The sequence below is a fragment of the Roseomonas populi genome, assembly GCF_024594815.1.
GTDB classification, from domain to species: Bacteria; Pseudomonadota; Alphaproteobacteria; order Acetobacterales; family Acetobacteraceae; genus Roseomonas; species Roseomonas populi.
This window is the reverse complement of the sequence record NZ_JANJOU010000011.1, coordinates 1-18,681: the sequence shown is the minus strand read 5'-3', so window position 1 is coordinate 18,681 and position 18,681 is coordinate 1. Positions and strand designations below refer to the sequence as shown.

The window sequence follows — 18,681 nt, the reverse complement described above, 5'->3', positions numbered from 1 at the left end:
TCCGCTTCCAGCCAAAACTCTTGGGAATGCGGCTGTCAGAGATGGGCCGCCCGTCGGCCGCTCCGGCCTCCTTGCGGAGTTTCAGCATCCACCGCAGCGATCGGTCTACATGGCCCTCATCGTTTGGTTTTAGACTCGCCGCATGGGATTGTTGACCTTCAGCATCAACGTCACCCTGGACGGCTGCGTCGACCACCAGGAGGGAATTGCCGACGACGAGACGCACGCCTTCTTCACCCGCCTTATGGACGAGGGCGGAGCAATGCTGTGGGGTCGCGTCACCTACGAGATGATGGAGAGCTACTGGCCGGCAGTCGCCCGAGGCGACGAGGAGGCGCCGCCGGCGATCCGCGAGTGGGCGGTCAAGCTGGAGGCAAAGCCGAAATACGTGGTGTCATCGGCGCGAAAGGCCTTCCCTTGGACCAACAGCCACCACATCGGCGGCGAACTGCGCGCGGGCGTGCAGAAGCTCAAGGACGCGACCCCGGCCGGCGTGCTCCTCGGTAGCGGCAAGCTCGCGACCGAGCTGGACCGGCTGGATCTAATCGACGAGTACAAGCTCCTCGTACACCCCAGGATCGCGGGCCACGGCCCGACCCTCTACGGGAGCGGCTTGCCCAGCACACGACGGCTCGAACTGGTCTCGGCCAAGCCGCTCCGCAACGGCGCGGTCGCCATGCATTACCGACGCGCACGCTGACCCAGAGCAGCCTCCTCGCGCCCAGTTCGTGGGCCTGCTTACCGTTAGCCTCTCGGCCGCGCGACACGGCATACCCCGCTGCTTCTGCCATGGGAGCCCGGTTGATCGAGCTGGAGACGTTAACGGCAATGGTGGCTTCCCGCCCGACCCGGCCATAAGCCGCCCAGGTGATCGCGTCCGCTTTCGGGAAGGCGGCCACGCCATTCGAATGGCCGACTTGGGCGCAGAGCGATAGTTACGGCCCCTCCTACCCCAATTCGTCCTTTAATCCCCAACACCCGGCCCCTCCACAATCACCCGCCCCCCCTGCCAACACCCTCCCCCGGCCGCGCATGGCCGCCAGACCCGGGGGTGGTCTGGCAACCCGCCCTTCCCCACGCCATTGTGGCGGGAAAGATCGAGCCCAAGGACCACCATGCGTATCCTGCTGGTCGAGGACGACCCCGAGGTCGCCCGCTTCGTCCGCCGCGGCCTTACCGAGGCCGGCCACTCCGTCGAGCACCGCGACAATGGCCGGGACGGCCTCTTCGCCGCCGCAGGCGAGCCCTTCGACCTGCTGGTGCTGGACCGGATGCTGCCTGGCGGCGTCGATGGCCTCCGCCTGGTGGAAACCCTGCGCGCCCAGGACAACCGCACCCCCGTCCTCTTCCTCACCGCCCTCTCGGCGGTGGACGAGCGGGTGCGCGGCCTGAAGGCGGGCGGGGACGACTACCTCACCAAGCCCTTCGCCTTCGCCGAGCTCCTGGCCCGCGTGGAGGCCCTGGGCCGCCGCCCCGCCGCCGAGGTCCCCGCCACCAAGCTCCGCGTGGCCGACCTGGAACTGGACCTGCTCTCCCGCACCGTCACGCGCGGCGGCAAGCGCATCGACGTGCAGCCTCGCGAGTTCCGCCTGCTGGAGCACCTGATGCGCCACGCCGGCCAGGTCGTCACCCGCACCATGCTGCTGGAGAAGGTCTGGGACTACCACTTCGACCCGCAGACCAACGTGATCGACGTCCACGTCTCCCGCCTGCGGCAGAAGCTGGACCGCGGCTTCGACAAGCCGCTGATCCACACCGTCCGCAACGCCGGCTACATGATCCGGGCGGACGAGGCCGCGTAAGGCGGCCCGATGCCCCCCCTGATGCCCATGGGGGAGATCCGCCGCGCGCCCGTCCCCCGCCTGGTGGACAGCGCGGGATTCCGCTTCGCCGTCTTCTTCGCTGGCATGTTCCTGCTGGGCGGCGTCGCCTTCGCCGGCATCGTCTGGTACAACACGGCAGGCGGGCTGGACCGGCAGACGGACGCCGCCATCCGCGCCGACGTCTCCGCCCTCATCGCCCGCTACCGCGAGACCGGCCGGGACGGCGTGCTGCAGGCCATCTCCTACCGCCTGACCCGCGACGGCGACGACCAGGACCTCTACCGCCTCACCGATTCCGCCGGCGAGATGCTGGCCGGCAACCTCGACGCCACGCCGGACGAGCTCTCCGGCCCCGCGCCCGAGAGCGAGGGGCTGCGCTGGCTCCGCGCGGGCATGGTGCGGGACGGCGTGCAGACCGAGGTCCGCCTCTACCGCACCGACCTGCCGAACGGGGACCGCCTGATCGTCGGCCGGGACGAGGAGGAGCGGCTGCACCTGCGCCAGCTCCTGGCGCGCGGCCTGGGCTGGGCCGCCAGCGCCTCCGGCCTCATCGCCCTCATCGGCGCGCTGCTGCTGCGCCGCGCCCTGCAATCCATGCTGCGCCCCGCGGCCGATACCGTCTCCGCCATCGCGGGCGGCGACCTCTCCCAGCGTGTCCCCCTCTCCGGCCGCGACGACGAGTTCGACCGCCTGGGCCGCACGCTGAACGCCATGCTGGACAAGATCGGCACGCTGATGGCCGGCATCCGCGGCGTGTCCGACGCCATCGCCCACGACCTGCGCACCCCCGTCGCCCGCGCCCGCGGCCGGCTGGAGGAGGCGCAGGATGCCGACCCGGATGCCATGCGCCGCGCCATCGAGCAGGGCATCACCGACCTGGACGGCATGACCCGGATCTTCCAGGCCGTGCTCCGCATCACCGAGGCCGAGGCGGGCGCCCGCCGCGCCGCCTTCGCCCCGCTCGACCTCACCCCCCTGCTGGCGGACGCCGCGGAACTCTACGAGGCCATCGCCGAGTCCCGCGGCGTGACCCTGGAAGCCACCTTGCCGGAAAGCCTGAAGCTGACAGGAGACCGCGACCTCCTCCTCCAGGCCGTGGCGAACCTGCTGGACAACGCCGTGAAGTTCTCCCCCGCCGGCGGCCGCATCCGCCTCTCCGCCGAGGCCCGGGGCGAGACGCAGCGCATCACCGTGGCCGACGAAGGCCCCGGCCTCCCCGCCCCGGACCGCGCCCGCGCCGGGGAACGCTTCTTCCGCGCCGACAACGCCCGCACCACCCCGGGCTACGGCCTGGGCCTCTCCCTCGTCCGCGCCGTCGCGGGCCTCCATGGCGGCGCCCTCATCCTGGACGACACGCACCCCGGCCAGGACCCGCCCGGCCTCTCGGCAACGCTCTGCCTGGACGCGGGGCCGACACTGGTGAGCGTGGCGCCGCAGGGGGCCCCGCCCCCTGCACCCCCGCCAGGAGCCTGAGGCTCCTGGACCTGCATCGGGCTGCCGCGGGGACTGACTTGAAGCGTGGCGCCTGACGATCAGGCCCCGGTCCTGCCCTCACAGTCGCCTCGGCTCCACGAGCCGAGGCGCACCGTCAGCGAGGTTCAAACCAGCTGATAGAAGAAGATGATGGATAGGGGTCCGGGGAGAGGAAGAATTCCTTCTTCCTCTCCCTGGCCACAGGCCGCCACCGCAGGACGAAAGAATCACGCGGGAAGGCCCGCAGGATCGCCCTCACCCCCGCGAAGGATCTTCCGGCCAGGCGTGCCTCGGGTAGCGCCCGCGCATCTCCCGCCGCACCTCCGCCCAGCCGCCGCCCCAGAAGCCCGCAAGATCGGAGGTGACCGCGATGGGCCGCCCGGCGGGCGAGAGGAGCGAGACCTGCACGGGGATGCGCCCGCCCATCAGCGGCGGCGTCGCGGCCAGGCCGAAAAGGTGCTGGGCGCGTGCCTCCAGGGCGGGCACCTCGCGGTCGTAGTCGATGGCGGCGCTGCGGCCTTCCGGCAGGTCCACGCGGGCCGGCAGTTCCGCGTCCAGCCGGCGCTGCAGCTCCCAGGGCACCAGCCCGCGCAGGATCGCCACCGCATCCAGCCCCTTCAGCTCGGAAAGCCGGGACAGGCCGTTGAGGTAGGGCGCCAGCCACTCCCCGGCACCCGCCGAAAGGGCAGCGTCGGACACATCCGGCCAGGGCGCCCCCTCCGTGGCATGGGCCCAGCGCATCCGCGCCCGCAGCTGGACCGCCGCCTTGGTCCAGTCCAGGTCGCGGAAGCTGCGCCCCGCCGCTGCCCGCGCCAGCGCCTCCGCCACCCGGGCGGGATCGGCGTGGGGCAGGTTGGTCTCCTCCAGCACCAGCGGGCCGAAGCGCAGGCGGCGGCGGGCCACCACGGCATTGGCCCGGGCGTCGAACTCCGTCACCTCCTCGCGCACGAAGCGCTCGGGGAAGCGTGCCTCCAGCACGGCGCGGTCCAGTGGGGCGGCCATGCGGATGCGCGCCTCCGTCCCCGCCAGCTCCAGTGCCGCCACGGCCAGCAGGGGCGCCTTGCGCAGCGGATCGTTCGCCGCCAGCCGAGCCCCCTGGCCGGATGCCAGCCGGAACGCCCCCTCCATCGTCCCGCGCCGGGCGGCGATGCGGTCCGGAAAGCCGGCGGCCAGAAGCGCGGCGGGGTCGCCCCCGGGCTCCGTCCGCTCCGGCACGGAAAGGCGGCGGCGGTGCAGCTGCGCCGTGCGGCGGATGCGCTGCACGGTCGCGCGGTCCGCCTCCGGGTGGTCGCCGCCGCGCAGCAGGTCCAGCCGCGTGTTCAGGTCCACATGCGCGTCGCGGTTGCGGATCGGGTCGCGCTCCTCCAGCAGCGCGGCGAGGTCGGCGGCCAGCGCCGCCTCCCCCGGCATCCGCGTCTCCACCATCACCCGCGCCAGGCGGGGATGCGCGCCCAGCCGGGCCATACGGCGGCCCGTGGCGGTGATCCGCCCCGCCTCGTCCAGCGCGTCCAGGTCGTGAAGAAGCGTGCGGGCAGCGGCCACGGCCCCGGCGGGCGGAGGGTCGAGGAAGGGCAGCGCGCCGGGCTCCGCACCCCAGGCCGCGCAGTCCAGCACCAGCCCCGAGAGCTCCGCCTCCAGCATCTCCGGCCGGTCGGCCAGCGGCAGGCCGCGATGCAGCGCCTCCGTCCACAGCCGGATCGCCACTCCCGGCTCCGTGCGCCCCGCGCGGCCCGCGCGCTGCTCGGCGGCGGCGCGGGAGATGCGGACGGTCGCCAGCCGCGTCAGCCCCGTGGCCGCGTCCAGCCGCGGCGCCCGCCGGAACCCGCCATCCACCACGATCCGCACCCCCGGCACGGTCAGCGATGTCTCGGCGATGGAGGTGGCCAGCACCACCTTGCGGCGGGATGAAGGGTTGAGCGCCTTGTCCTGCTCCGCCGGCGGCATCTCCCCGTGCAGGGGCAGCACATCGGCGGCCACCCCGCCCAGCCGCTCGGCCGTGCGCCGGATCTCCCCCCAGCCCGGCAGGAAGGCCAGCACGTCGCCGGGATGCTCCCGCAACGCCTCCCGGATCGCGCCCGCCATGGCCTCCGGCAGGTCGCGCGGCTCCTTGATGTCGCGCGGCCGGTGGTGGACGACGACGGGAAAGGCCCGCCCCGCGCTCTCGATCACCGGCGCGTCCAGAAGCCCCGCAAAGCCCGCCGCGTCCAGCGTCGCGGACATCGCCAGCAGCCGCAGCTCCGGCCGCAGCGCCCGCTGCAGGTCCAGGCAAAGCGCCAGGCCGAGATCCGTGTCGAGGTGCCGCTCATGCGCCTCGTCGAAGAGCACGGCCGAAACCCCCTCCAGCCCCGGATCGGACTGCAGGCGCCGCACCAGCAGCCCCTCCGTCACCACCTCGATCCGCGTGCGGTCGGAAACGGCCCGGTCCAGCCGGGTGGAAAGCCCCACCAGCCCGCCCGGCGTCCCCTCCCCCGCTAGATCCGCCATGCGGCGCGCGGCGGCACGGGCGGCCACGCGGCGGGGCTCCAGCACCAGGAGCTTCCCCGTGGCCCAGGGCTCGTCCAGCAACACCAGCGGCACGATCGTCGTCTTGCCCGCCCCGGGCGGGGCCACCAGCACGGCATTCGGGCCATCCCGCAGCGCCGCGGTCAGGGCGGGCAGGGCTTCGGAGACGGGAAGTTCGGGCAGGTCCATCGCGCCGTCCGTCTCGGCGGGCCAAGGCGGCTTGTCAAACGCGCCTTGTCAAACAGTGGAGCGAAGCGGCCCGTGCCGCGTTCTGCCCCGGCGGCCGGCCCAGCCCGCCGCACCGTCAGGAGGACTGCCCATGCCCCCCGCCGCCCCGACCGTTCCGCAACCCCGGCCGGAAAGCCTCTCCTCCTCCCTCAAGCGCAACATCCAGGTTCTGGAGGAGCGCCGCCGCCGGGAAGCCGCGAACGCCACCCGGCAGGAGCGGGTGGCGGAGGCGATCACGCGCTTCACCGGCAGCATGACCTTCGTCTACATCCACCTCGCCTTCTACGGGACCTGGATCGCCATCAACCTCGGCTTCATCCCGGGCGTGCCGAAGTTTGACCCTTCCTTCGTGGTGCTGGCGATGGAGGCCTCGGTGGAGGCAATCTTCCTCTCCACCTTCGTGCTCATCAGCCAGAACCGCATGGCCGCCGCTGCCGACAAGCGGGCGGATCTCGACCTGCAGATCAACCTGCTGACCGAACACGAGCTGACGAAGCTCTCTCGGCTGGTCGTGCAGATCGCCGAACGGATGAACATCCGTGCGGAAGCCGATCCCGAGATGCGGGAAGTGGAGGAGGACGTGGCGCCCGAGGCCGTGCTGGACGAGTTGGAGGCGCGGCAGGAACACGGGTGAGCGGTGTGGCACGGGGAAGCCCTCATCCCCGGAAAGCCCAGGTCAGGACATCGGTTGGGCCTGCTTCGGGCGCCCGCAGGCACAGGAACCGAGGAGTGGCGCCGTAACTCCCATAGTCCCGGCCTGCGCGCCGAAGCCGGCAGGCAGGCAGGCCGGGCGAAATAGAGATCGAAAGCTAGCCCAGGCTAACGCGGGGGCGGCGGATGCACTGCTAGACATAATCATCGCAAGGCTATCCCGGCTTCTTGTGACTGATGGATGACCTGCCGTCGCCAGATTTCAGCGAGGCACGGTCATGCCACAGGAAGCGCCCCTCCCCTGGGACGATCAGCCAGCCAGCACGGCACGAAGTGCGACCGAGGCGCGAATCGACGAATTGCGGGCGCGCATCTCCCGGCACGAGCAGATCGTGCGGCGGATGATCGCCTGCGGCTTCGAGAATGAGGCGAAGGTCGGACGCGCCATAATCGAGACGCTGAGGGAGCGGCTGGACCTTGAGATGAACTCGTCCCGTCAGAGATGGCCTTTTCCTTAGGGGATAGGAAGGCTTCCTTCTCCCTTCCCCCTACGGCAAGCCGCCCTACCCCGCCTGGATCGCCGGCCCGTGCCGGTCCACTAGCACGGCGCTCGCCTCGTTCAGCCCGATCACCTCCACCGCCGCGCCGTGGCGCCGCAGCTTCGCCACCACGCCCTCCAGCGCGGAGACGGCGGTGATGTCCCACAGATGCGCCCGTGTCAGGTCGATCCGCACGCGGGCCGCAGCGTCGCGCGTGTCGAAGGCATCGGCCATGATGTCGGCGCTCGCGAAGAAGACCTGGCCCGTCACCGTGTAGGTGCGCGTGTCCGTGGCGGCGTCGTAAGCAGTCGCCACGTCCATCAGGCGCATGACCTTGAAGGCGAAGAACACGCCGCTGAGCAGCACGCCCACCGCGACGCCGAGGGCAAGGTTGTGGGTGAGCACGGTGACGACGACGGTTGCCAACATCACCGCGCTGGACACTTTCGGATGCCGCGCCACGTCCCGCAGCGAGGACCAGGAGAAGGTCTCGACCGAAACCATCACCATGATCGCCACCAGCGCCGCCACGGGCACCTGCGCCACCCAGGGCCGCAGCAGCACCATCAGGATCAGCAGGAAGGCCCCTGCCGTGAGGGTGGAGACGCGGCCGCGCCCGCCGAAGCGCACATTGCCCACGGTCTGCCCGATCATGCCGCAGCCGGCGATGCCGCCGAAGAAGCCGGCGGCGAGGTTCGCCAGCCCCAGCCCCGTGCATTCCCGCGCCTTGCTGCTGGTGGTGTCCGTCAGCTCGTCCACCACGCTCGCCGTCATCATGGATTCCAGCAGCCCCACCACCGCCATGGCCAGCGCGTAGGGCGCGATGATCGCGAGGGTATCGAGACTGAAGGGCACGTCGGGAATGAGGAAGGAGGGCAGCGAATCCGGCAGCCGCCCGAGATCGGCCACAGTCCGCACGGGCATCGGCACGGTCATCGTGAAGGCCGTGAGAACGAGGATGCAGATCAGCGGCGAAGGAATGGCCGTGGTGATCCGCGGCACGAGGTAGATGATCGCCAGCCCCGCCGCGATCAGCGCGTAGGTGTGCCAGGTCACGCCCAGCATCTGCGGCACCTGGGCGGAGAAGATGAGGATCGCCAGCGCGTTCACGAAGCCCGTGCGGACGGATTTCGAGACGAAGCGCATCAGCACGTCCAGCCGTGCCAGGCCGAAGGCGATCTGGAAGATCCCCGCCAGGATCGTGGCGGCCAGCAGGTACTGCACGCCATGCGAGACGACGAGCGCGGCCGCGACGAGCGCCACTGATCCGGCGGCCCCCGAGATCATCGCCGGCCGCCCGCCCGCGAAGGCGATCACCACGCCGATGACGAAGGAGGCGAAGAGCCCGACCTCCGGATCCACGCCCGCGACGAAGGAGAAGGCGATTACCTCCGGGATCAGGGCGAAGGTCCCGACCATGCCGGCCAGGATGTCGCGCCGCAGCGCGGCGGGGCCCGCGAACCATTCGGTCCGGTCGCGGGTGATGGGCTGGTCTTTCATAGGGGTGCTTCCGCAAGAGGCACGCGACGGCGCCGCGGGGCGGCACCCTGTTCAGTCGCGTCTGATGCGTTGTCCGGCGGATCGGCGGCCGGAAGAGCCACCCGGGATTTCACCGGGTCCGGGATGAATGGCCGGATGCTAACCGCGCCCTTGCTGCATTGCAACACGAACCGCCCCCTGGTGGGCGGGACGATCCGCGCCCAACTTCGGGCCGCATCGCGGAAAGGATGAACCCCATGCAGAAGCGCCCGCTCGGCCGGTCCGGCCTGGAGATCGCCCCCCTTGTCTTCGGCGGCAACGTCTTCGGCTGGACGACCGACGAGCCCACCGGCTTCCGCCTGCTGGACGGCTTTGTCGATGCCGGGCTGAACGCCATCGACACGGCGGACGTCTATTCCCGCTGGGCCCCCGGCCACCAGGGCGGCGAGTCCGAGACGGTGATCGGCAACTGGCTGCGCGCCAATCCCGGCAAGCGGGAGAAGGTGCTGATCCTGACGAAGGTCGGCTCCGACATGGGCCAGGGGCACCGAGACCTCTCCGCCAAGTGGATCGAGACGGCGGTGGAGAACTCGCTCCGCCGCCTGAACACCGACGTGATCGACCTCTACCAGAGCCACTGGCCCGACCCGAACACGCCGCACGAGGAGACGCTCCGCGCCTACGAGACGCTGCTGAAGTCCGGGAAGGTCAGGGCCATCGGCACCTCCAACTACGACGCCGCGCTCCTCTCCGAATCCCTCAAGGTCGCGAAGGAGAAGGGCCTGCCGCGCTACGAATCCCTGCAGCCGAAATACAACCTCTACGACCGCGAGGAATTCGACGGCGCCCTGCGCGACCTCTGCGTGAAGGAGGGGATCGGCGTCATCAGCTACTACGGCCTCGCCTCCGGCTTCCTCTCCGGCAAGTACCGCTCGAAGGAGGACCTCTCGAAGAGCAAGCGCGGCGCGGGGATCGAGAAGTACCTGACGGAGCGCGGCTTCCGCATCTTGGACGCACTGGATCAGGTGGCGGCGAACCGCGGCGCCAAGCCCGCCGAGGTGGCCCTGGCCTGGGTCATCGCGCGGGAGGGCGTGACGGCCCCGATCGCCAGCGCCACCAGCACGGAGCAGCTGGAAAGCCTCGTCCGCGCCGTCCACCTCACCCTGGCGCCCGAGGACATCGCGGCGCTGGACGCGGCGAGCGCGGCCTGACCGGCGGAGCGCTGTTGCGGCGGGGCGCGCATCGGGCCTATCCCCGGACCATGCGCCCCCTGCTCCTCCTGCTGGCGATCCTCCTCGCCCCCGCCGCGGCGCGGGCGGTGGAGAGCGGCGCGGTGGAATCCCCCCGCGCCCGCGTGACGTTGGTGGCGGAGAGCGCGGCAGTCGCCCCCGGCCAGCCCTTCCGCCTGGCGCTGCGGATGGTGATGGCGCCGGGCTGGCACAGCTACTGGACCAATCCCGGCGATGCCGGGGAGGCGCCCGCCCTCGATCTCACCCTCCCCGATGGCGGCGCGGCCGGGGCCATGGCCCTTCCCGCCCCCAGCCGCATCCCCACCGGCCCACTGGTGAGCTTCGGCTATACCGGCGAGGCGATCTTCCCCCTCACGGTCACCCCGCCCGCCGACCTCCGGCCCGGCCGCCTCTACACGATCGAGGGCACGGGCCGCTGGCTCGTCTGCGCCGAGCTCTGCATCCCCGAGGAGGGCGATTTCCGCCTGGACCTGCCGGTGGAGGCCGCGCCCCGCCCCGACCCGGACGCCGCCCCCCTCTTCCGCGCCGCCGAGGCCGCCCTCCCCCGCCCCCTGCCCTTCACCGCCCGCGCGGGGTTCGAGGGCCCCCGCGGCGCCCTGGAGATCACCGGCCCCGGCCTCGCCCCCGGCACGGTAAAGGAAGCCTTCTTCTTCCCCGAGGCGCCCGGCGCGATCGAGAGCGCCGCGCCCCAGCCCCTTTCCCTGCGGGAAGGCGCCCTCACCCTCTCCCTCACCCGCGGGCCGGCCGCGTTGCCGGAACAGCTCTCCGGCATCCTCGCCATCACCGATGCCGCCGGGGTGCGTGGCGCCTACAGCCTCTCAGTCGCGCCGGGCCCGATGCCCGCCGCCCCCGCCGGGCTGCCCCTCCCGCAGGCCCTGCTCCTCGCCGTGCTGGGCGGGCTGGTCCTGAACCTCATGCCCTGCGTCTTCCCCATCCTGGCCATGAAGGCCATGGCGCTGGCCCGCCACGCCGGCGCCGGCCGGGCGGCGCTGCGGGCCGAATCCCTGGCCTATGCAGCCGGGGCCGTCGCCGCCTTCCTCCTGCTCGGCGGCGCGCTGGTGGGGCTGCGCGCGGCGGGGGTGGCGGCCGGCTGGGGCTTCCAGTTCACCGCCCCGGGTTTCGTGGCCGCCATGGCCTGGCTGATGCTGGCGGTGGGGCTGAACCTCTCCGGTGTCTTCGCCGTGGCCGGCCCGGCCCTCTCCGGCGGGCGCGGCAGCTTCGGCGCGGGGCTGCTGGCGGTGGCCGTCGCCACGCCCTGCACCGCCCCCTTCATGGCCGCCGCCCTCGGCGCCGCCCTGGCCATGCCCCCCGCCGCCGCCCTGGCCGTCTTCGCCGCCCTCGGGGTCGGCATGGCGGCTCCGCAGCTTCTGATCGCGGCGGCGCCCGGCCTCGCCCGCCTCCTGCCGCGCCCGGGCGCCTGGATGGAGCGGCTGCGGCAGGCCCTGGCCTTCCCGATGTACGGCGCGGCGGCCTGGCTGGCCTGGGTGGTCTCCGTCCAGGCCGGGCCGGAAGGGCTGGGCTGGACCCTGGCCGGTGCCGTGCTGGTGGGCTTCGCCGCCTGGGCCCTGGGCGCTGCCCCCGTCGGGCGCGCGCGCTGGGTTGGGCGCGGCGCAGCAGGGCTGGCGCTCGCGGCTGCCCTCGCCACCCTCCCCGCCCTGTCCGGCACCACCCCCGCCCCGCGTGCGGAGGCCGCCGGCGAGGCCTGGTCCGCCGACCGTGTGGCCGCACTGCGGGCGGAAGGCCGCCCCGTCCTCGTCAACCTCACCGCCGCCTGGTGCATCACCTGCCGCGTGAATGAGCGCGTGGCGCTGGAGACGGAGGCTACCCGCGCCGCCTTCGCCCGCGCCAACCTGGCCGTGCTGACGGGCGACTGGACGCGCGGCGACCCCGCCATCACCGCCCTGCTGCGCGAACAGGGGCGGGAGGGCGTGCCGCTCTACCTCCTCTACCCGGCCGGAAGCGGCGCGCCGGTGGTGCTGCCCGAGATCCTCACGGAGCGCATGGTGACGGAGGCCGTCGCAGCCCTCCCCCATCCCTCGCCGCGCCCGGATGACGCGCGGGTGGGAAGCGCTATGCTGCGCCGCCCTCCCCCCTTGGCGGAACGGTAGACGCAGGCGACTTAAAATCGCTCACCCATTGGGTGTGCCGGTTCGAATCCGGCAGGGGGGACCATTCACGGGGGACCATTCACGGCGGATCACCCGGCGGGCGCAGCTTTGCCGCCCCCGACACAGGCAAGGCATTCGCTTGGAAGGGCGCCCCTTCGCGCCGCCTTCCCCGCGAAGGCAAGCCCTTGTGAAACGACACCCGCTAGGCCCGCCGCACCCGACTTCCCATGATCCTTGTTGCCAAGCCGGAATCGTCCAGGGGAGTCAGCCATGCAGGACCAGAAGCAGGACCTCATCAGGGAACGCGCGCACGCCATCTGGGAGCAGGAAGGGCGCCCTGAGGGGCGCCACGCCGAGCACTGGCAGAGGGCCGAGCAGGAGTTCAGCTCCTCCGGCCAGCAACCGGAACTGACGGCCGAGGGCGCCACCCCCGCCAGCGACTCCGCCCCCCAGCTCAACCCCGGCGACGATGCCGCGCCGGGCACGCCGGGCACGGGCGAGGATGTCTGCCCGGACTGTCAGGGTTCGGGCCGCCTCCAGGGCAGGACATGCGAGACCTGCGGCGGCACCGGGATCGTCATCAAGGGCGTGGCCGGCGGCTGAGGACGGGGCCGCGGAACGGCTCGGAGGTAAGCAGGGGCTGGGGGTGCCCTCAGGGCGCCCCCAGCCCATACCCCGCCATCCGCGGCAGCCCCGGCGGGTTCAGAAGGCCGGCATAGGCGCGCCACGCGTCGCGGGGCTCGGGCGGCACGGGGGTCTCCAACTCCTCCCGTTGCGGCACCACCGGCCGGGCCAGCTCCCGCAGCAGGCGCGCCGGCGGCAGGCTCCGCACGGCCTCGGCGCTCGCCCTGGCGATCACGTCCACGTCCTCGCGCTCGATCAACGCGGCCACCACCCGGGCGGCCTCGCGCTCCACCAGGGGCAGCGGCCAGGCCGGGTGATAGAAGCGGAACACCTCCACCGCATCGGCCCAGGCGCTCCCCTCGGGAACACCGCGCGCGACCGCCGCGCGGTACAATCGGGCGGCGCGGCGGGCGGCCAGCACGTCGAGATCGGGCGGGGCGGGGCGGGACTCGGGCATGGCCGGAGGATAGCCCAGACAAGAACGATTAGTGAACACGAAGTTAACGCCCGGTGCCCTCCGCCCCGAAGGTGAGGGAAAGCGGCAACACGCCCGGCCCGGCACGGAACGAAGCGGGTCCGCACCCGCGCCGTGCCGCCCTTTCTCAAGGCATTGTGGTTCCGGCGAGGGGGAACATTGCTTGCCGCAGGTTGGTGCCGGCGGGAGACAATGGGATTACCACCGCTCCACGAGCAGAGAGCATCATGACGGACGACAAGCGCATCCACGAGCGGGCCTACGCGATCTGGGAAAGCGCGGGCAGGCCCGAAGGGCAGCACGACGCGCACTGGGAGCAGGCGGCGCGGGAGGTGGCTGCCGAGGCAAACGGCGCCGCGGGCGCAACGGACGAGGCCGCCTCCTCTCCGAAGCCCGAGCGGGCGAAGAAGAGGGCGGGGGACAAGGCGCCAACCCCGGCAGCGCCGGATGGCGGCTCCACCCCGGCCGAGGCCGCGGCCGCGACCAAGCCCGCCAAGCCTGACGCGAAGGAAAAGGCGAAGAGGCCGAAGGCCGCGACCGCCACTGATTCCGCCACCCTCGCGGCGCCGGATGGCGGTTCCACCCCGGCCGAGGCCGCGGCAGCGCCGAAGGCCGCCAAGGCCGCCATCAAGGGCAAGAAGAAGTCCTAGGGCGCTCTGGGCACCGGCCCTGGCCGGACGGCGCCCAACCTCGCCCCCTGTGGCCCGCCCCTACTGAACGGAAGCGAGCGCGCCCGAGGACTGCCGGGCCGCGACCGTGCTGTGCACCCAGCCCTCCGGCCCCGCGTCGCCCACCTGGAACCAGCCGCCGGGCGCGGTGCCGAAGATGTTCATCACCGTGCCCGTGCGCGCCACGCGCAGCACGGCGCCACCACCACCCGGGGAGGCCCGGAGGTTGCCGTTCTGCTTCATCACCACCGTCCCGGCGGCGGCGGGCGCGGCACTCGCGGCAGCGGTGACGAGATCGGAGGCCCTGGGCGGCTCAGGCTGCACCTGGTCCAGCAGCGGCAGCCCGTTCGGCAGCGGCGGCGTCGGCGCGCTCACCAGCGTGCCGCCGGCCCGCTGCACCGGCCCGCCGCCCTCGAAGCAGCGGCCGACCAGCTCGACATAGACGCGCGTCGCCTCGATGTTGCTGCGGCCGATGAACTGCTCCACCTCCGTCGCGCCGTTGCGCTGGCTCACCACGGAAACGAAGGGGATATAGACCGCATCCCCCGCCACCGTGGCCTGCCCGCAAACGGCATAGGTGTCGGCCATCGCCTGGCGATAGGTCTCCACGGCGCGAAAGCGCAGCGTGTTCGCATCGCGCGCAACGCCGCGCACGCGCTCCTCCGCAGCGGTTCTCACACGGGCCATCGCGCCGTCATCGGCCTTCGCCGCGGGCTTCGGCGCCGCATCCTCCAGGCACCCGCCCAGCGCCAGCAGCCCGGCGAGGAGAAATCCCTTGCGCATCATGTCTCTCCGCCCGGTTGTTCTGACGGGCGCAAAACGCGCGACAGGTCTCCTTCTTTCCTTCACGAATCCGTGGAGCCCATCCTTCGTTATGTCGCCCGCCCGTGGTGACGCCGCCCGCGCCGTGCTTCCCTGCGCGCCGCGGAAGAGGGAGACCACCGATGGCGGATAATGAGGCGACGACGCTGCTGGTGGTGGTGGACACGGTCTGCCCCTGGTGCTGGGTCGGCAAGCGGCGGCTGGACAAGGCAGTGGCGATGCTGGCCGCCGATGGCCTGCGCCTGGCCCGCCAGTGGCACCCCTTCCAGCTCAACCCCGACATGCCCGCCGGCGGCATGCCGCGCGCCGAGTACCGCGCGAGGAAATTCGGCAGCATGGAGCGCGGCCGGCAACTCGATGCCCGCCTCGCGGCAGAGGGCGCCAAGGACGGCATCCCCTTCGACTTCGAGCGGATCGAGCGCAGCCCCAACTCCCTGGACAGCCACCGCCTGATCCGCCTGGCCGCGCTGGAAGGCGGCGCCCCCCTGGCCGATGCCGTGGCCGAGGCCGTCTTCTCCGCCTACTTCGCGGAAGGCCGCGATATCGGGGACAGGGCGGTGCTGGCCGCCATCGGCGACGCCGCCGGCCTGCCGCCCGGCCGCGCCGCCACGATGCTGGCGGCCGACGAGCTGGCGCATGAGGTGTCGCAGGACGCCGCCCGCGCGCAGGGCCTGGGCGGCGTGCCCGCGGTGATCCTGGACCGGCAGCTCATCATCTCCGGCGCCCATCCCGCGGAAGCGATGGCGGAAGCCATCCGAGAGGCGCTGCGGACCGGTCAGGCCGCTTGAGAGACGAGCGACAGCGCCTCGCGGAACACCGGGGAAGCCGGGTCCGCGAGGTCCTGGAAAATGTCGAAATGGTGCCGCCCCGGCACCAGCGCGGTCGTGCTGCCGGGACAGGCCACCTCCATCATCGCCCCGAACTCCCGGGTCTGGGAAACGAACTCCTCCGTCTCCCCTGCCCCGGCGAGCACGTGGTAGCGCCGCCCGTGGAACTCCGCCTTGAGCGCCGGGCTGAGGGCAACCGCCTCCTCCGGCGTGATCCGGGCCGCGTGGTTGATGCTGGTGAGCAGCATGGGCGCGAGGCGGAAAATCCCGCTGATTGGCATGACGCCGTGGAAGCGCGGCACGCCGAAGCCCGCCGGCGGCGCCGCGCTGAGAAGGGCGGAGAGGTGCCCACCGGCGGAATGGCCGGATAGCGTGATCCGCGAGGGATCGAAGCCCAGTCGCCCGGCCTCCTTCACCAGCCATGCCACGGCCTCGGCAACCTGTTCGGCGATGCGCGTCACGCTGACGGCCGGGGCCAGCTCGTAGCCGATCAGCGCCACGGCCACCCCTTCCGCCACGAAGGGCTCCGCCAGGAAGGAGAAGACCCGCTTGTCCCCCGCGCGCCAGAAGCCGCCATGCAGGAAGACAAGCAGCGGCACCGCCCCACTACCCCCGGGCGGCGGAAACCAGTCGATCGTGCAGCGCTCCGGCGCCGCGTAGCGCAGGCACGACCAGGAGGAGCTGTCGCGGAAGCGGGCACTGCGCGCGGCGTACTCCGCATAGAGCGGCTCCCGCTCGGGATGGCGGCCTCGCAGGTCGTACTGCCCCTCCAGCCAGGTGGCGAGTTCGGGCAGATTGTCGATCGCGGCGCGGTGGTCTGCGGGCATCAGTCCACGCGGATCCCATAGCGGCTCACGGCCGCCGTCCACTTGGCGATGTCCGCCTCCAGCATGGCGCGGAACGCCGCCGGCTCGCTCGCCACGGGCTCCAGCCCCAGCTCGTCGATCCGCGCGCGCAGCTCCGGCACCGCCATCGCCTGCGCCACCGCGGCCTGCATGCCGGCGATCGCCCCCGGCGGCGTGCGGGCCGGCGCGAAGATGCCGTTCCAGTCATAGCTCTCGAAACCCGGGAAGCCGGATTCCGCGACCGTCGGCAGCTCCGGGAAGCTCGGCGACCGGACGCTGCCCGTGGTGGCGAGCGCGCGGATCCGGCCCGCGCGGATGTGCTGCATGGCCGAGGGGATGAAGGCGAAGAAGGCCGACACATGCCCGGCCATCACGTCCACCAGCGCCGGGCCCCCGCCGCGATAGGGCACATGCGTCAGCCGGATGCCCGCCGCGTCGCGGAACATCTCCATCGCCGTGTGCTGCGCCGAGCCGTTGCCTGAGGAGGCGTAGGTCAGCGTGCCGCCCTTCTCCTTCGCCAGCGCGATGAACTCCGCCAGGCTCGTCACGGGCAGGGAGGGATGGACCACCAGCGCATTGGCGCCGCGGACCACCTGCGTCACCGGCACCAGGTCCTCCAGCACGCGGTACGGCATGGCCCGCCCCAGCGCGGGATTGGCCGTGTGGGTCGCGATGTCCACCAGGAAGACATGCCCGTCCGCCGCCTGCTGCGCGACATAGCCGCCGGCGATCAGCCCCGATCCACCCGGCCGGCTCTCGATGACCAGTTGCTGGCCGATCCTCTCCGCCACCTGCGGCGCGATCAGCCGGGTCGTCACATCCGCGCCGCCCCCTGGCGGGGTGCTGAGGATCAACCGAACCGGATGGGAGAAGGCAAAACCCTGGGCGTGGCCCGCCCGCGCCAGAGCAAGGCCGGGCAGAAGGGCGAGAAACTGCTGACGGGTGATGCGCACCACCGAACTCCTGTCCAGACCAGCATTCCTCGATTGTCAGACAATCTGGACGGGTCCTTCCCGGTGCGCAACCTCCCGTCGCCTCTCAGCCAAGCGACTTCGCCGCCCGCCGTCCCGCGCGCACGGCGGCGTCGATCGTCGCCGGCAGCACCGGCTCCATCCAGTCCCCCGCCAGCGCCAGGTTCGGCAGCACCAGCACAGGCGGCGGGGCCGGATCACCCGGCCGGTGCCGCGGCGTGGCCCGCTTCTCCTTCACCGCGCGGCAGGGCGGCGGTGTCTCCGGCCACTCCCCCGGCAGGCCGAAGGCCGCCGCCAGCGCCCGGATCTCCGCCCAGGCGCGCGGGGCCAGATCCTCCGCCGCTTCCCGCGCCTCGGCATCCGCCGCGCTCACCGTCACCGCCACCGTATCCGGCCGCACCAGCACCCACTGGCACAGCCCGCCCAGCACGCCGAGGAAGCGCACCGGCCCCGGGGTCTGGTGCGCGAAGTGCAGGTTCAGGATCGGCGCGTGCGCCACCGGCACGGGCAGCCCCGGCAACAGCCGCGCCGCCTCCCAGGGCGGCACCGCCAGGATCACCGAATCCCCGTCCCCCAGCGCCAGGGTCTCATCCCCGAACTCCAGGGCGGTCACCACCTCGTCCTCGCCGATCCGCAGCCCGCGCAACCGCGCCCCCTGGCGGATCTCCACGCCCCGCGCCCGCAGCGCCGCCAGCGCCGGCTCCACCAGGTCCGGCCCCAGCCCGCGCCGCGCCACCAGCAGCCGCGCCGCCCCCGGCGCCCCCACGCGCCGCAGCACCGCCCCCAACCTGCGCGAGGACGCCTCCGCCACCGGCGTGTTCAGCGCCGCGATCACCAGCGGCTCCACGAAGCCCCGCAGGAACGCCGGATGCCCCGCCATGGCCTGCGCCACCGAGACATCCCCCGGCCCCGCCAGCCGCAGCAGCGCCCCCAGCGCCCGCACCCCGGCCCCCTCCGGCCGCCGGTCCTTCCGCCACCACCCCAGCGGCGAGAGCGCCACCCGGCGCGCCCGCCCATCCGCCATGTCCAGCACCGGCAGCCCGCCCGGCTCCGGCTCCACCCACCCGTCCCGCGCCCCGATCTCCCGCAGGAAGCCGAGCGCCGCCCGGTTCGCCCCCACCAGCGCGTGCGTGCCGTTGTCCAGCCCATCCGCCAGCGCCCGCGCCCGCCCGCCAGCCAGCGGCGCCGCCTCATGCACCACCACCCGCCCGCGCACGGCCAGCGCGGCAGCCAGCCCAGCCAGGCCAGCGCCGATGACGTGGGTGGTCATGGGGTGGTCCTTGCGGCCTTCGGGGAAGGGCGCCGCCCTTCCCCGCGCCCCAACCCGGCAGGAACCTGAGGTTCCTGCACCTCCCGCCTGTTAAACGCCCTCGGTCGGAGGAGCCCTGAAGGGGCT

At 72.7% G+C, this 18,681-nt stretch carries 16 protein-coding genes, 1 tRNA gene and 1 other annotated feature; of the genes, 10 read left to right on the top strand and 7 right to left on the bottom strand.

What is annotated here, in order from left to right; all coding sequences use genetic code 11:
• The first annotated feature begins 151 nt into the window (after window positions 1–151).
• From NRP21_RS14660 to NRP21_RS14650, 3 genes are all read left to right on the top strand, one after another.
• Window positions 152–700: a dihydrofolate reductase family protein gene (locus tag NRP21_RS14660; RefSeq protein ID WP_257716962.1), complete on the top strand. Its 549-nt coding sequence runs from the start codon at window positions 152–154 to the stop codon at window positions 698–700.
• Window positions 701–1,115: 415 nt separating this feature from the next.
• Window positions 1,116–1,802 (top strand): winged helix-turn-helix domain-containing protein, encoded by a 687-nt coding sequence (locus NRP21_RS14655; protein WP_257716961.1) that lies wholly within the window; start codon window positions 1,116–1,118, stop codon window positions 1,800–1,802.
• Window positions 1,803–1,811: 9 nt separating this feature from the next.
• Entirely contained in the window at window positions 1,812–3,296 is a 1,485-nt protein-coding gene (locus NRP21_RS14650; RefSeq protein ID WP_257716960.1) for a sensor histidine kinase, read from the top strand.
• A 255-nt stretch (window positions 3,297–3,551) separates the two neighbouring features.
• Here the strand turns inward: NRP21_RS14650 and hrpB are convergent, their stop codons facing one another.
• A complete protein-coding gene (gene hrpB, locus NRP21_RS14645) occupies window positions 3,552–5,987 on the bottom strand; it encodes an ATP-dependent helicase HrpB (RefSeq protein ID WP_257716959.1) in 2,436 nt (811 codons plus the stop codon).
• 130 nt (window positions 5,988–6,117) lie between these two features.
• On the opposite strand from hrpB, the gene NRP21_RS14640 reads away from it, so the two are divergent.
• The gene (locus NRP21_RS14640) at window positions 6,118–6,660 is read left to right on the top strand and encodes a DUF1003 domain-containing protein (protein ID WP_257716958.1); all 543 of its coding nucleotides are present in this window, start codon (window positions 6,118–6,120) and stop codon (window positions 6,658–6,660) included.
• Between the two features lie 580 nt (window positions 6,661–7,240).
• On the opposite strand, the gene NRP21_RS14635 is transcribed toward NRP21_RS14640, so the two are convergent.
• The gene (locus NRP21_RS14635) at window positions 7,241–8,716 is read right to left on the bottom strand and encodes a SulP family inorganic anion transporter (protein WP_257716957.1); all 1,476 of its coding nucleotides are present in this window, start codon (window positions 8,714–8,716) and stop codon (window positions 7,241–7,243) included.
• A gap of 67 nt (window positions 8,717–8,783) precedes the next feature.
• Window positions 8,784–8,839: a sequence feature (sul1 is cis-regulatory element that is thought to sense ions involved in sulfur or methionine metabolism; They are found in Alphaproteobacteria), on the bottom strand.
• A gap of 113 nt (window positions 8,840–8,952) precedes the next feature.
• On the opposite strand from NRP21_RS14635, the gene NRP21_RS14630 reads away from it, so the two are divergent.
• The 4 genes from NRP21_RS14630 (at window position 8,953) to NRP21_RS14615 (ending at window position 12,656) form a co-directional block, all read left to right on the top strand.
• On the top strand, window positions 8,953–9,906 hold the full coding sequence (locus NRP21_RS14630) for an aldo/keto reductase (RefSeq protein WP_257716956.1): 954 nt from the start codon (window positions 8,953–8,955) through the stop codon (window positions 9,904–9,906).
• Window positions 9,907–9,956: 50 nt separating this feature from the next.
• Window positions 9,957–12,053, top strand: a complete 2,097-nt coding sequence (locus NRP21_RS14625) for a protein-disulfide reductase DsbD family protein (protein ID WP_257716955.1) — start codon at window positions 9,957–9,959, stop codon at window positions 12,051–12,053.
• Window positions 12,033–12,117 (top strand) — tRNA-Leu (locus tag NRP21_RS14620). The genes NRP21_RS14625 and NRP21_RS14620 overlap by 21 nt, the downstream gene beginning before the upstream one ends.
• Before the next feature lie 206 nt (window positions 12,118–12,323).
• Window positions 12,324–12,656 carry a DUF2934 domain-containing protein gene (locus NRP21_RS14615; protein WP_257716954.1) on the top strand — a complete coding sequence of 111 codons (333 nt, stop codon included), beginning with the start codon at window positions 12,324–12,326 and terminating at the stop codon, window positions 12,654–12,656.
• 49 nt (window positions 12,657–12,705) lie between these two features.
• Here the strand turns inward: NRP21_RS14615 and NRP21_RS14610 are convergent, their stop codons facing one another.
• The gene (locus NRP21_RS14610; RefSeq protein ID WP_257716953.1) at window positions 12,706–13,134 is read right to left on the bottom strand and encodes a hypothetical protein; all 429 of its coding nucleotides are present in this window, start codon (window positions 13,132–13,134) and stop codon (window positions 12,706–12,708) included.
• A 245-nt stretch (window positions 13,135–13,379) separates the two neighbouring features.
• On the opposite strand from NRP21_RS14610, the gene NRP21_RS14605 reads away from it, so the two are divergent.
• On the top strand, window positions 13,380–13,802 hold the full coding sequence (locus NRP21_RS14605) for a DUF2934 domain-containing protein (protein WP_257716952.1): 423 nt from the start codon (window positions 13,380–13,382) through the stop codon (window positions 13,800–13,802).
• 60 nt (window positions 13,803–13,862) lie between these two features.
• Here the strand turns inward: NRP21_RS14605 and NRP21_RS14600 are convergent, their stop codons facing one another.
• A complete protein-coding gene (locus tag NRP21_RS14600; RefSeq protein ID WP_257716951.1) occupies window positions 13,863–14,606 on the bottom strand; it encodes an SH3 domain-containing protein in 744 nt (247 codons plus the stop codon).
• A gap of 158 nt (window positions 14,607–14,764) precedes the next feature.
• On the opposite strand from NRP21_RS14600, the gene NRP21_RS14595 reads away from it, so the two are divergent.
• Window positions 14,765–15,430 (top strand): DsbA family oxidoreductase, encoded by a 666-nt coding sequence (locus tag NRP21_RS14595; protein WP_257716950.1) that lies wholly within the window; start codon window positions 14,765–14,767, stop codon window positions 15,428–15,430.
• Here the strand turns inward: NRP21_RS14595 and NRP21_RS14590 are convergent.
• From NRP21_RS14590 to NRP21_RS27905, 3 genes are all read right to left on the bottom strand, one after another.
• Entirely contained in the window at window positions 15,418–16,296 is an 879-nt protein-coding gene (locus NRP21_RS14590) for an alpha/beta hydrolase (protein ID WP_257716949.1), read from the bottom strand. The two genes, NRP21_RS14595 and NRP21_RS14590, sit on opposite strands and share 13 nt — an antisense overlap.
• Complete coding sequence (locus NRP21_RS14585) at window positions 16,296–17,267, bottom strand: tripartite tricarboxylate transporter substrate binding protein (protein WP_257716948.1); 972 nt, start codon at window positions 17,265–17,267, stop codon at window positions 16,296–16,298. Before NRP21_RS14585 ends, NRP21_RS14590 begins: the two co-directional genes overlap by 1 nt.
• An 85-nt stretch (window positions 17,268–17,352) precedes the next feature.
• The gene (locus NRP21_RS27905) at window positions 17,353–18,555 is read right to left on the bottom strand and encodes a hydroxysqualene dehydroxylase (protein WP_308219897.1); all 1,203 of its coding nucleotides are present in this window, start codon (window positions 18,553–18,555) and stop codon (window positions 17,353–17,355) included.
• Between the last annotated feature and the right edge of the window lie 126 nt (window positions 18,556–18,681).